Genomic DNA, 12,855 nt, shown 5'->3' with positions numbered 1-12,855 from the left:
CGCTCCACATGTGGATATCTAAATCATGTGGTTCTTAAATTTTCTGTTTGAGCGACTGCTGGGATTTAGCTTATTCAAAGCTGACGTCAACTCTTTTTTCAGTGTTGGGGGGCTGCTTGAGAGTTTGGTGGGCCGTGCACCAGTGCCAGTGCCTGTGCCAGTTCCTGTCCTGACACCAGCCCAGATTGCGGCACTTACTTCAGATGACATACTTGCACTGACCACGGCGCAAATCGCTGCTTTTTCGACCGACCAGATTCAGGCATTTAGCACTAGTCAAATTCCTGTTTTCACCACTTCGCAGATTCAGGCTGTCAACACGATGGATGTTGCAAGTCTGCTCACTTCACAAGTGACCGCTTTGTCGACCACACAGGTGGTGGCTTTGACGACCCAGCAAGTGAGTTCACTGAGTACTTCAGGTATTGGAGCCTTGCTGACCAGTCAGGTAGCCGCCCTCGAAACGGTGGATGTGGCTGCTCTGCAAACCCGACAAGTCCTGGCTTTGTCCACAGACCAGATTGTGGCCTTGGGTACGGCGCAGGTTGCCGCGCTATCCACAGGTGCGGTTGCAGCGCTCACGACAGATCAAATTTTCAGTATTGAGACACAAGACATCGCTGCGCTGACCACCGCACAGGTGCGCGCAATTTCGAGCTCCAGCATTGCTGCCTTGAGTACTGTGCAGATTCAGGCCATTCAGACCCAGGACATTGCTGCGCTTGCGGCCACCCAAGCCAGTGCGCTGACAACAGACCAACTGATTGCGCTATCCACGGCTCAGATGCAATCGCTGTCTACTTCCGCAGTGGCAGCGTTGACGAGTGCGCAGTCTTATGCGATAGAAACCCATGATCTTCAGGCGCTCAAGACGAACCAGGTCGCGTCCTTGAATACATCTGCTGTGTTGGCGCTTACCACCGATCAAGTCGTGGCCTTGACTAGCAATCAGGTGCAGGCACTTTCAACTGCGGCTGTTGCAGCGCTTAGTACAGACCAGGTGCAAGCCATAGAGACAGTAGATATACAAGCGCTGAGAACGCAACAGCTTTCTGCCTTGGGTACAGCATCCGTGGCGGCGCTGCTAACTGACCAAGTGCAAGCCTTGTCTAGTGTGCAGATCGGCGGTTTGAGAACGAACCAGATTCAAGTCTTGACAAGCGATCAAGTTGTTGCGTTAACCACTTTGCAAGTTCAGAGTTTGAGCAGCACGGCGTTAGGCGCACTATCTAGCACCCAAGTGCAAGCTATTGAAACCATTGACATTCAAGCGCTGAAGACCAGCCAAGTTGCGACACTTAGCACGGCGACTGTTGCGGCCCTTAGCTCTGATCAAGTGGTGGCGCTTACCACCACGCAGTTCCAAGCCCTTTCGACCTTGGGTATTGGAGCCCTCACCACAGACCAAATCGTCGCAGTTGAAACTGCTGATATTCAAGCGTTGAAAACCCAACAGGTGGCTGCGCTTAGCACTGCCAATATCGCGACTTTGCTCACGGATCAACTGCAAGTTCTCACAAGTAGCCAGGTCGCAGCTATTACGACAAGCCAAGTACAAAGCTTGACGACCGATCAAATCGTTGCATTGACTACCTTACAAGTCGGATCGTTGAGTACCTCAGCGATAGGATCTTTGTCTACGAGCCAGGTGATGGCCATTGAGACCAACGATATTGCGGCGCTGACAACGGCACAGGTGAGGGCGCTGAGCACGTCTGGCGTTCAATCCTTAACCACTTCACAAATAGTGGCGATTGAAACAGTGGACGTAGCTGCCTTGCAGTCGCGCCAAGTGGTTGCGCTCACTACAGATCAAATCGTCGCGTTTACAACCAATCAAATTGCGGCGTTGTCTACTTCTGCAATTGCTTCTTTGTCGACCAGTCAGGTGAGGGCCATAGAAACACAGGACATTGCTGCGCTCACGACCCAGCAGGTTCGAGCGATCACCACGACCGACGTGGCAGCCCTAACTACGGACCAAGTGTTTGCGCTTACGACTGCCCAAAACGCGGCCTTGACGACGGCGCAGGCGGCGGTCTTGCCCTTGCTGCCTTTGATTGTTCCCATACTCACCACCGCGCAGGTGGCAGCCTTGAGTACTGCGCAGATAGCGAGTCTGACCACAGATCAGATTGTGTCGTTTTCAAGCACCCAGATACAGGCACTCTCAACGGCAGCTATTGCGGCACTTTCGACGGACCAAGTCAGGGCTATTGAAACAGAAGACTTGTCTGCGCTCACGACTCGCCAAATAGGCGTCATCACGTCGGACCAAGCGTGGGTGCTAAGCACGCTGCAAGTGGAGGCGCTGACGACCGATCAAGTCCCCGCGTTTACTACGGACGCCTTCTCCCAGTTGCACACAGGTACGCCCATCGTCTTGGACTTGAATGGCGATGGGGTGCGAACGATGAGTATCCGAGCTGGGGTTAAGTTTGATTTGTTTGCAGACGGAAACTCCGTCAACACCGGTTGGGTGAGCGGTGGAGACGGCCTGCTGGTATTGGATCGCAACCATGATGGATTGGTGAACGATGGGGCTGAGCTGTTTGGTTCGTCGACCAAGCTGGCTAACGGCAAGAAAGCGACAGATGGCTATGCTGCATTGCGTGAACTCGACACCAATCACGACGGTGCCATTAGCAGTGAAGATGCGCTGTACGCGGACTTGCGGGTTTGGGTGGATGGCAACGCGGATGGTGTCACGCAAGCCGGTGAAATGAAGTCATTGTCATCTCTAGGTATTGTCAAAATAAACCTGAATGCACAAGCGGGATCTGCCAAAGACAATGGCAATATTTTGGGCCTCACCTCGACCTATGAGACCAAAGATGGTACCAGCCATGCCGCTGCGGATGTTTGGTTCGTGGCCAACCGCAGTAAGCCCAATGCGGCACCCTCACTGGCGATTGCCACGCCTAACCCGGCCCTTCCCGTTGACCAAGCCATTGCGGCGCTCAAGCCAGTGGATCCTCCAGTTCAACTTGCACAGCCGCCCCGACTGGCATTAGCGGATGCCTTGCCACGCACGCCGGACTTATTGTTGGCGACAGCGCCTCCTGTGGCAGCTAAGTCGCAAGCCTCGATGGAGACCAAAGATGATTTGCGCAGCAAAGTCAGCAGCTTGGCCCAGGCGATTGGCTCCTTCGATATGGATGCCTTGCCCACTTCAGCGCAAGGAATGGCTTTGGCGCTTAGCCCTTCCGGCTCTCAAGTAGATGGTCCTACCGCCTTGGCGGTTGCCAATATGGCGGACGCGCTCAAACAGTTTGACGGTTACGGGCAGGTACGCCTTCAGCAAACACTGCTGTCCGATACGGATGGAACTCCAAGACTCAAGCTAGGGCCGAACGCACATTCGAGCGGTATGGTGGTGCCGGACTCCAAGACCAACGCTAAGACTTAGCATGCGGTGAAATACCCATCGTCTGGTCAATCAGAGTGGAATAAGCGCGGCAATCCCGCACCATTTGACTGAATTGGTTCTTAGCTTGCCATGTTGAAATGATGATTCCCAAAAGGGGATGATCAACAATGGCAGATCGCTTTCCACACACCACCATACAGTGCCTTGCTGCTATTGCGCAGCATCATCGCTTAGCCATCAACCCAGAGCGCCTCATTGAGGATTACGCGTTGGGTTCGGAAGAGCCTGGCACTGCTACGGTGTTGCGCATTGCCGCAGACATTGGCCTGAAGGCCAAGATGGACAAGTTCACATGGGCTGGTTTGCAGGCTCAAGGCGGTGTGTTCCCCTTGATAGCGCGAATGACGGACAACAATTGCGTCATTGTGATGGCCGCATCAGCAAAGGGTGACGGTCAGGTTGCAGTGCTCAATCCCTTAGCGGACAACGCTACCGAAGTCCTGTTGATTGATAAAGAGAAATTTTGCTCCAAGTGGAAGGGCGATGTCTTTCTAATGAAGCGCTTGTTTGCCGCGGCTGACGAGAAGCAACCGTTCGGCTTTAGATGGTTCATTCCCGAGATACTCAAGCAAAAGGCCGCGCTACGCGACATTGCAATTGCCGCTGTGGCGCTCCATTTCTTGGGCCTAGCGTCACCCATGTTTTTTCAGCTGGTCATCGACAAGGTGCTTGTGCATCAGAGTGAGTCCACTTTATGGGTGTTGGGCATCGGCGTAGTGGTTGCTCTGGTATTTGAGTCCATGTTTGGCTTCTTGCGCCAGCTGCTAACTCTCTCTGCGTCCAACAAAATTGACATGCGTTTGACGCGTCGAACCTTTGCACATTTGTTGTCACTCCCGATAGACTACTTTGAAACCACGACGGCAGGCGTGATTACGCGGCACATGCAGCAAGTGGAAAAGATACGCGCGTTCTTGACGGGCCGCATGTTCTTTACAGCCATTGACGCTACATCTCTCTTTATCTTCTTGCCGATCTTGTTTACGTACTCGGTCAAGCTTGCACTCATTACCCTTGTGTTCACCATGCTGATTGGTGGGATAGTGATGGGCATGGTGCCCATGTTTCAGAGGCGTCTCAATGACCTGTATGCAGCGGAGGGTGAACGCCAGTCCATGATGGTAGAGACCATTCATGGCATGCGTACCGTCAAGGCGCTTGCCATCGAGCCCGCACAGCGACGACTGTGGGACCAGCGATCTGCGCAAGCTATCAACATGCACTTTCGGGTGGGCAAGATGGCTATTACCGGCAATGCCATCACGGACTTCTTGGGCAAGCTTTTGCCAGTGGTCATCATTTTCATTGGGGCGCAAGAGATATTTGACAAAACAATGTCTGTGGGGGCGCTCATTGGCTTTCAAATGTTGTCTGGCCGTGTCATGGCACCCTTGATTGCGATCGTTTCTCTGGTCAATGAGTACCAAGAAACTGCATTGTCGGTGCGCATGCTGGGCGGGGTCATGGACAGAGAGCCAGAAGGGCGAGCCAGTGCGGGTGGGTTACGCCCTGAGCTTGCCGGAGAAATTTCATTCGAAGATGTGACTTTCAGATACCCAGGTTCTTCAGTCACTGCACTAGATCGAGCTAGCCTAACAATACCTGCTGGGGCAGTCGTTGGCATTGTGGGGCGCAGTGGTTCGGGTAAGACCACGTTGACCAAGCTCATTCAAGGTCTCTATAACGTGCAAGAAGGTATTGTTCGTTTCGATAGAACCGATGCGCGTGAGATTGAGCTTCCGCACTTGCGACGCCAAATTGGCGTGGTCTTGCAAGAGAACTTCTTGTTTCGCGGCTCAGTTCGCGACAACATTGCGGCAGCCAAGCCAGAGGCCACGTTTGAGGAAATCGTAGCCGCAGCAGAGTCTTCTGGGGCCGCAGAATTTATTGAGCGTATGCCGCAGGGCTACAACACCATGTTGGAAGAAAACGCGTCTAACCTGTCTGGCGGACAAAAGCAGCGATTGTCTATTGCACGCACGCTTTTGAGTAAGCCCCGCATACTCGTCTTGGACGAAGCTGCCAGTGCGCTGGACCCTGAGAGTGAGGCGATTTTCATCAAGAATTTGTCAAGGATTGCAGTGGGGCGCACCGTCGTCATGATTTCACATCGACTTTCGACTCTGGTGAATGCCCATGCCATTCTTGTCATGCAACAAGGCAAGCTCGTGGATAGCGGCCGACATGCAGAACTTCTCACACGTTGTGAAACTTACCAGCAGCTATGGAATCAGCAAACAAGTCATATTTAGCGCGCTTGTTTTTCTGGTCGCCACGCAAGGCTTCCAAAGGCAAGACGGTCATTGAGTATCTGCCCGATGCAGATGAGATCGAGCGCAGTCCTGTTCCGCCTTTGGCGCAAGGAACAATGCACGTACTGATCGCGTGCGTGCTTGCTTTTGGTGTTTGGGCTAGCCTGGCCCAGCTCGACCAGGTGGTCTTGGCGCAAGGTAGTTTGATTAACCCATTGCCCAACATCGTGGTGCAGCCGCTGGAGTCTTCGATTATTCAAAGCGTGCCAGTGCGCGTTGGACAGGTCGTGAAAAAGGGGGATGTGCTTGCGACTTTGGACGCCACCTTTATTCAGGCTGACGAAAACCAATTGCGGCATAAATTGGATAGCTTGGAGACTCAAGCGCAGGGCCTAAGCCAAGAGCTATCAGGGCAGCCTGCTTCTAACCCGTCGCTTGCCACTGAAGATGACCAACTACAGGCCAGTTTGATTGCTGAGCGCAGAGCCAATTACCGCGCGCAACAATCCAAGCTCGCCGAGACTTCTGCGAAGCTACGTGCAGCACTTGCCACTAACCGCAATGACCAAAGGCAAGTGGCCTCGCGTTTGAAGTCCATCAAAGAGTTGGAGTCCATGCAAGAAAAAATGGTGGCACAGAAATTTGGTGCGCCTATGCAGTTGCTTGAGGCGCAACAACGCAGCAAAGAGGTGGAGAGAGACTTGGACCTGGTGGTGAGTCGGGAGCAAGAAATCCTGCGGGAGCTAGCAGCGTTCGAGGCCGAAAAAATTGCGTTTGAGAAAGGCTGGCGTCAAAAGACCATGGAAGAGCTACTCACCATTAGTCGTGAGCGCGATGCACTCAAAGAGCAACTGCTCAAGGCTGACAAGCGTCATAGATTGGTGACGTTGGTGGCGCCTGAAGATGCCATTGTGTTGGACATCGCAAAGCTGTCACCCGGGGCGATCGTGAAAGAGGCAGAAACGTTCTTTACGCTGGTACCACTGAATGTGAAACTAGAGGCTGAGGTGCGCGTGGACGCGAGTGATGTAGGCTACATCCGCATGGATCACCCCGTGCACTTAAAGATTTCCGCTTTCCCATTCCAACGCCATGGCACGCTGGATGGGAAAGTGCGTACAGTGAGCCCGGATGCTTTCCGCCGAGACAACGCAAGTCAGGGCGCTGCAGAAACTTATTACATGTCCCGAATCACACTGGAGTCCACGGAACTGAAAAGTATGCTGGAGGGCGCACGGCTGCTCCCGGGCATGAGCCTTACCGCCGAGATTGTGGTGAACAAGAAGTCCATCATCTCTTACTTGGCTTGGCCGATCACCAAAGGCTTAGACGAAGCGGCACGAGAGCCACGGTGAGCGTACCGTATGCTTCGTGATTGAACATGCATAAAGGAATGTAGATGGCGAACGGCGCACTTGCTGCCTATTTTGTTCATGCCTTGGCTGACTGCCAAACTGACAATATAGGAATTGGATCCAAGGTATGGCAGTTCACCGTGGTCTTGCCGGGTGCACGCATTGGTGCGAACTGCAACATCAATAGCCACTGCTTTATTGAGAATGATGTGACGGTTGGAGACAACGTCACGCTTAAGTGCGGGGTCTACCTTTGGGATGGTATTCACCTCGATAACAATGTGTTTGTTGGGCCTAACGTCACGTTTACCAATGATAAGAAGCCAGTTTCCAAGCAATACCCAGAGAAATTCTTGGCGACTCGGGTTTTGGAAGGCGCATCTATTGGTGCGGGTGCGGTGATATTGCCGGGGCTCACCATCGGTCGATATGCACGTGTTGGCGCGGGTGCCGTAGTGACCAAAGATGTGCCCGACCATGCATTAGTTTATGGCGCTGCAGCACGTATTCGTGCCTTAGGTGGCTAGTAGCGCAATGACTATGACGCCCAGCATTCCTGTGATTAGCACCAGAGAGAGTGAGTTATGAAGCGCTTTAGCATTGGGTACATCCGGCACAGCCCTGAAACTCACGAGCGCTATCTCGGCTATAGCTTGGCGAACCTGCAAGGTGAATGTGATGTGCTATCAACGTCTGATCACAATTACCCAGCTCAAAACTACAACGATTTGTTGGATGCCTGTAAAACGGAGTACTTGATACTGACGCACCAAGACGTCAGCTTTCCGCCTAATCTATTGGCGTGCATACAGCGCACCATTGATTTTGCCTCTGACTTTGGTGTATTGGGTATGGTGGGTGTTGATGCTGCTGGCACACACAGGTGGTCAACGAACGCTGGCATTTACGAGGTTGATACCCTGGACTGCTGCTTTATCGTGGTGAAGAAAAGTGCACCTGCACGCTTTGACACGGTAGGTTTCGGGGAATACCACTTGTATGTGGAAGACTACTGTGCGCAGATGAACCGCCAATATGGCAAGAAGAACTACACCTTGCACATTGAGGCGGGTGAAGTGCGCGACACTTTGTATAGCCCTGAATTTCCCTTAGAGAAGTTAAGGCACCACTCCGCAACCGTGAGCAAGCTGGGCTACTGTTGGGGGAGATATTCCGAATTTAGAGAGACCCTCGAAAAGAAATGGCTGGGTGTAAAAACAACCTAGCATGATCAGTTGATCAACAGCCCTTGACTGAGTGCTTGTCATTATTGGGAGCGGGGCCTTGTCTATGTGGCATCTAAAGCTGCACTGAGGCGCGTGTGGAGATGAGCCAGCGCGTAAATCGGATCTGTGCCTCTCGATAACACCAGTTTTGATGCATTCAGATCCTCTTTTTTCAGATTTATCGCTTTGGCTAGTACGGTATCTTGAGACGATTCAATCAGCCTAGTGTTGTCGCTGAAATGTGCGCTGCTGTGCCTTCGTCGAGTTAGTTAAAAACTGAGGGTAGCTCAAATCGGTGATAGTGAAACAGCGTTGGCAGACGTTTCGCGCAATATCTAACGCTTGGTCGGTATTCATCGCCTCCTCTTTTGTGAAGACTTAAATGCCATGAAAATATCAATTTGCTGCCCTAGCTACAAACGGCCCACTAGCATGCAAAGGTTGGTGGAAAGTGCCTTTTCTACGTGCGATGATAAAACGCAGGTTGAGCTTGTTTTTTACTTGGACTTTGATGATCTTGCCTCAAAAGAAATGGCGGTCGAGTTAATGAGAGTTCATGGGGCAACGAATGTCAAAGCGATTACCGGTCCAAAAATAAAATTGAGCCACATGTGGAATCATTGTGCAAATCTTGCTACGGCAGAAATTCTTATGGTGTGTGGTGACGACATTGTGTTTAATACGCAAAATTGGGATAAGCTAGTTTGGGATGCATTTGAAGCAGTGGAAGACAAAATTATGTTTTTGCATGGTGATGATGGTTTGCATGCAAATCGTTTTGGAACTCACGGATTTTTGCATAGAAATTGGGTGAATACAGTGGGTTATTTATTGCCGCCTTACTTCAGCGCGGATTGGTGTGACACGTGGATCAATGACGTTGCAAACATGCTCAATCGCCGCGTTTACATTCCGATCGTCACAGAGCATCTTCACTTTGTTCTGAACAAAGCAACCATTGATGTAACACACCAAGAGCGGTTAGAGCGAGATCGCATCGATAACAACAAGCAAATTTATACGGATAAAAAGTTAGAGAGAGATTTAGACTTTCTGAAGTTGAAGACGTTCATGCTTCAGCATGCTATGGAGAGGGTTTTATCTATCAAGGTCTAGCTTTGCTGGGCCATTTATTTGCTGTTTGTATTGTTTATCTTTAAATTATATTGCTAATGCAGCTATTCAAGTAAGCCATCCTAGCCCTAGCGTAAATATGAAAATACTTGCTGTCACACATGAACTTTCATTTTCAGGTGCGCCATTGGCGCTTCTCGAGTTTGCAAGGGCATTGACATCGGCAGGCCACCATGTTGATGTTATTTCGTTAAGTTCTGATGCTGGGTTAGGCCACTCATTTTTGGAAGCCGGAGCACGTCTTATAACAGGGCCAGTGGTTTTTGATGAATATGACTTGACTATTTTCAACTCCATAGTGACAGTGAGGCATATACCTCGCTATAAGACTACGTCAAAAATAATTGCATGGATTCATGAAAGCCCTTATCTTAAAGATATTGGCTGGCGAAGGGATATCGATGTGCCAGCGGTATCGTATGCTGATGCAATCATGTTCCCATCAGCTTCAACTCGTCAAGAATGGTCGAGTTTTATTGAATTGAAAAATTCCTTTCATTTTTTCTCTCCGATAATTATCCGAGATGGAGTGAAGAGCACAAAGACTACAGATCATTCGCCTGGGCAAGCGTACAAAATTTGCGTTATCGATCCTCGAGAAGACTATCGGTGCTTAGAGAGAATTGAAGGCTTTTTTAAAGGCTCCGCATTTCCGCTGGAAATTCACTTTGTCGGTGCACAAAGGGGAGAGGTAGACGTTAATTCAAGTGTTGTTAGCAGTATTTACTATGGAAGAGTTCCGCCGCACGAAGCTATTGCCATACTGGCGTCTTGCGATGTCTATGTTTCTGCAACCTGTTTGGCGACTCAAAATCGTGGATTTTGTGAAGCATTGTTGCTGGGAAAACGTGTATATGTGTCCTCTATTAGTGCGCATCGTGAAATAGGAAATATTGTAGGACTCGAACCCGCTAACTATTTTCAACCCCTTGATGAATTTAGTATTGATTTTACAAAAGGTCTCTCAACCCAGTATTCAGGACTTGATTTTTTCAGTCCGTCAATTTTTGAAAAGAACGTAGCTCGTGTTCTTGATCATTGTGGTTTAAAAATGTAGTCTTGCTTTGATGCTGGGAATGGTGCAAGCGCTTATCGGTCCTGCTGTCAGTGGGTATCCGGCATTGGCTTCGGGTGGTGACCGGCGGCATTGAGTCATGAACTTTAGGCTATTTGTGAGCCGATTGGGGCGAACGTGAATTGCAATTTTGGAATGGCACGTATCAAATTTGGCGAACTATCTGTGTCGTAGACATGAGGTACATCGCCTCACTTGCAATGGAATGAGTTTTCAATATGCTGAAATTTTTCTCAAAGCACAATAGTGAAGCAGTACTTCATGTGATCGCTGATGTCAATCAAGTAGATGAAGTGAGACAGGATCTCACATCGCCTGATCAACTCTTGCAGGCTTCAATCATCCGCCTCGTAAATGGCAAGCAGGTCGGGCCGCATGCGCATGAATTGCGGACCACCCATATGACGATACCCGTCAGAACGCAAGAATGTTGGTTTGTCTTTCGTGGATGCATAGAGGTCCAGCTATTTGATGAAGACCAAGGTTTCATGGGCAAATATGAGTTGCATGCAGGGCAACTACTCATCACATTTGCCGGCGGGCATGCCCTGAACTGTGTCAAGGCTGACACAGTGCTTCTTGAGTTTAAAAATGGTCCCTACCTGGGTAGGGACTATCAGACCTTCTCATTTGAGCAATCCGTGTCGTGTAAATCATCAAGCGTGTGAATTGGCTTCTTATGTCACTTTATGAATGGATACCGATTGCTACTATGACCTGAGAGAAGTATTTGTATCAACCGCCATCTTGCTAGGGAGTGTCCATGTTTCGTAACCAATGTCTCTGTTGTGGATCCAGTGAGTTGCTGGAAATCGTGAATCTTGGCATGCATCCCATGGCTGACACATTTGTGCCTGCAGACAAGCTTGATGTGGCGGACCGTGTTTACCCCTTGATTTGCGATCTCTGTCCGAGCTGCAAACAGATTCAGCTCAGAACGATTACAGATCCTGATGAGCGCTACGTTGACGTCGACTATTCGTACACATCTTCCAACTCCCAGACTTCTCGGGCCCATTGGCAAGAGTATGCCCAGCACACAAGCCGTGTGTGTCATCTTCCCAAGGGATCCACGGTAGTCGAGATCGGTTCGAATGATGGCTATCTGCTGGAGCAGTACAGTGCTTTGGGCTTCCGCAGTGTTGGGATCGAGCCTTCTCCGGTGATGGCATCCATGGCGCAAGCTAGAGGCATGCACACCGAGCTTGGGTACTTTTCCCTTGCAAAGGCGGTGGAGTTAGTTGAAAAGCTTGATCTAAAGCCAAAGTTGATAGTAGCCAATAATGTATTCAATCATAGTAATGATCCATTGGATTTCGCAAAAGGTATATCCACACTATTGGACCGCTCAGGTGTGTTCGTATTCGAATTACCCTACTGGCTGGCATCCATAGAACAAGGAAAATTTGATCAAATTTACCATGAGCACGTTTCCTATTTTACGGTTTTGTATGCAAGGAACTTATTCGAGGCCGTAGGTATGCATGTCATTGATGTTGAGGAGGTTGACTATCACGGCGGGTCAATTCGAGTCTACGTTTCGCATGACGCTAGCATTAAAAAACCAGCAGTGATTGAATCCTTTGTGGAGAGAGAATCAAAAGCCGGCTTGTTTTGCTTGGATACCTATAAAGATTTTTCAAAGAATATTGAAGATCATAAAAATGCTTTTCTAAAGCATCTCTACTCTTTGAGGTCCAAAGGGAAAAAAGTTATTTGTGTGGGCGCTGCAGCCAAAGGCAATACCTTTTTGAACTACTATAAATTAGATCAGTTTAGCATTGACTTTGTTACCGATGCATCGTTAAGCAAGATTGGGAAGTTTACGCCTTTGTCCCGTATACCAATTCAGGATGATGCAGCTATAAGTAAATATGAAGAAGTTTTCATAATTATATTGTCGTGGAATCTAGAGGCTGTTTTGAAGAAAAAACTTGCTGAAATTAACCCAAATATTAATCTACTTAATCCATTTTCATCATGAAATTTCAAAAAATCACGGCAGCCACGAGCGACAGTCGTGGCACAATTTCCGACATCTTGTATAAGGATGATATTCAACACGCTGCAATCATTGAGACTAATGAAGGGGGTGTCATACGCGGCAATCACTATCACAAATTAACTACTCAACATATTTTTATGACGAGAGGGGCTTTGCGTTATTGGTATCAACCAGTGGATAAGTCAGAGCCCGTGAAGTCTATATTGGTTGAGGAATATGGTTTGGTATCAACACCCCCATATGAGGTACATGCATTAGAAATGCTAGGGAAAAGTCAATTTGTTGTGTTTAGTCATGGTCTACGCGGTGGCAATGACTATGAGGCGGATACATTCAGAGATATAGTCATATTGACTCCGGATATGCTCGGAAAATGAA

Annotated in this window: 10 protein-coding genes; all 10 read left to right on the top strand. The window is 49.5% G+C overall.

Features of this window, described 5'->3' with window-relative positions:
- Positions 1–25 precede the first annotated feature (25 nt).
- The 10 genes from EXZ61_RS19040 to EXZ61_RS18995 all read left to right on the top strand — a co-directional run bounded on the left by EXZ61_RS19040 (position 26) and on the right by EXZ61_RS18995 (position 12,854).
- Positions 26–3,409 (top strand): heme utilization protein, encoded by a 3,384-nt coding sequence (locus EXZ61_RS19040; protein WP_142813381.1) that lies wholly within the window; start codon positions 26–28, stop codon positions 3,407–3,409.
- A 128-nt stretch (positions 3,410–3,537) separates the two neighbouring features.
- Entirely contained in the window at positions 3,538–5,682 is a 2,145-nt protein-coding gene (locus EXZ61_RS19035) for a peptidase domain-containing ABC transporter (RefSeq protein WP_142813379.1), read from the top strand.
- Entirely contained in the window at positions 5,655–7,037 is a 1,383-nt protein-coding gene (locus EXZ61_RS19030) for an HlyD family type I secretion periplasmic adaptor subunit (RefSeq protein ID WP_142813377.1), read from the top strand. Before EXZ61_RS19035 ends, EXZ61_RS19030 begins: the two co-directional genes overlap by 28 nt.
- A 44-nt stretch (positions 7,038–7,081) precedes the next feature.
- Positions 7,082–7,564, top strand: coding sequence for an acyltransferase (locus EXZ61_RS19025; protein WP_142813375.1), 483 nt, complete (start codon positions 7,082–7,084; stop codon positions 7,562–7,564).
- A gap of 57 nt (positions 7,565–7,621) precedes the next feature.
- On the top strand, positions 7,622–8,263 hold the full coding sequence (locus tag EXZ61_RS19020) for a hypothetical protein (protein WP_142813373.1): 642 nt from the start codon (positions 7,622–7,624) through the stop codon (positions 8,261–8,263).
- A gap of 387 nt (positions 8,264–8,650) precedes the next feature.
- Positions 8,651–9,379, top strand: coding sequence for a glycosyltransferase family 2 protein (locus tag EXZ61_RS19015; RefSeq protein WP_142813371.1), 729 nt, complete (start codon positions 8,651–8,653; stop codon positions 9,377–9,379).
- 97 nt (positions 9,380–9,476) lie between these two features.
- On the top strand, positions 9,477–10,454 hold the full coding sequence (locus EXZ61_RS19010; protein WP_168224822.1) for a hypothetical protein: 978 nt from the start codon (positions 9,477–9,479) through the stop codon (positions 10,452–10,454).
- Positions 10,455–10,690: 236 nt separating this feature from the next.
- Positions 10,691–11,140 carry a cupin domain-containing protein gene (locus tag EXZ61_RS19005; protein ID WP_142813367.1) on the top strand — a complete coding sequence of 150 codons (450 nt, stop codon included), beginning with the start codon at positions 10,691–10,693 and terminating at the stop codon, positions 11,138–11,140.
- Positions 11,141–11,235: 95 nt separating this feature from the next.
- Positions 11,236–12,456 (top strand): class I SAM-dependent methyltransferase, encoded by a 1,221-nt coding sequence (locus tag EXZ61_RS19000; RefSeq protein ID WP_142813365.1) that lies wholly within the window; start codon positions 11,236–11,238, stop codon positions 12,454–12,456.
- A complete protein-coding gene (locus tag EXZ61_RS18995; RefSeq protein ID WP_142813362.1) occupies positions 12,453–12,854 on the top strand; it encodes a polysaccharide biosynthesis C-terminal domain-containing protein in 402 nt (133 codons plus the stop codon). The genes EXZ61_RS19000 and EXZ61_RS18995 overlap by 4 nt, the downstream gene beginning before the upstream one ends.
- The last annotated feature ends 1 nt before the right edge of the window (position 12,855 follow it).

Origin of the sequence: Rhodoferax aquaticus (genome assembly GCF_006974105.1) — a bacterium.
Lineage (GTDB): Bacteria > Pseudomonadota > Gammaproteobacteria > Burkholderiales > Burkholderiaceae_C > Allorhodoferax > Allorhodoferax aquaticus_A.
This window is presented reverse-complemented; position numbering and strand designations above follow the sequence as displayed.

Bases quoted from the DNA above. Each gene is read 5' to 3' on its own strand.
- EXZ61_RS19030 (WP_142813377.1), top strand. From the start codon at position 5,655: ATGGAATCAGCAAACAAGTCATATTTAGCGCGCTTGTTTTTCTGGTCG.
- EXZ61_RS19005 (WP_142813367.1), top strand. From the start codon at position 10,691: ATGCTGAAATTTTTCTCAAAGCACAATAGTGAAGCAGTACTTCATGTG.
- EXZ61_RS19025 (WP_142813375.1), top strand. From the start codon at position 7,082: ATGGCGAACGGCGCACTTGCTGCCTATTTTGTTCATGCCTTGGCTGAC.
- EXZ61_RS19015 (WP_142813371.1), top strand. From the start codon at position 8,651: ATGAAAATATCAATTTGCTGCCCTAGCTACAAACGGCCCACTAGCATG.
- EXZ61_RS19000 (WP_142813365.1), top strand. From the start codon at position 11,236: ATGTTTCGTAACCAATGTCTCTGTTGTGGATCCAGTGAGTTGCTGGAA.
- EXZ61_RS19040 (WP_142813381.1), top strand. From the start codon at position 26: ATGTGGTTCTTAAATTTTCTGTTTGAGCGACTGCTGGGATTTAGCTTA.
- EXZ61_RS19020 (WP_142813373.1), top strand. From the start codon at position 7,622: ATGAAGCGCTTTAGCATTGGGTACATCCGGCACAGCCCTGAAACTCAC.
- EXZ61_RS19035 (WP_142813379.1), top strand. From the start codon at position 3,538: ATGGCAGATCGCTTTCCACACACCACCATACAGTGCCTTGCTGCTATT.
- EXZ61_RS19010 (WP_168224822.1), top strand. From the start codon at position 9,477: ATGAAAATACTTGCTGTCACACATGAACTTTCATTTTCAGGTGCGCCA.
- EXZ61_RS18995 (WP_142813362.1), top strand. From the start codon at position 12,453: ATGAAATTTCAAAAAATCACGGCAGCCACGAGCGACAGTCGTGGCACA.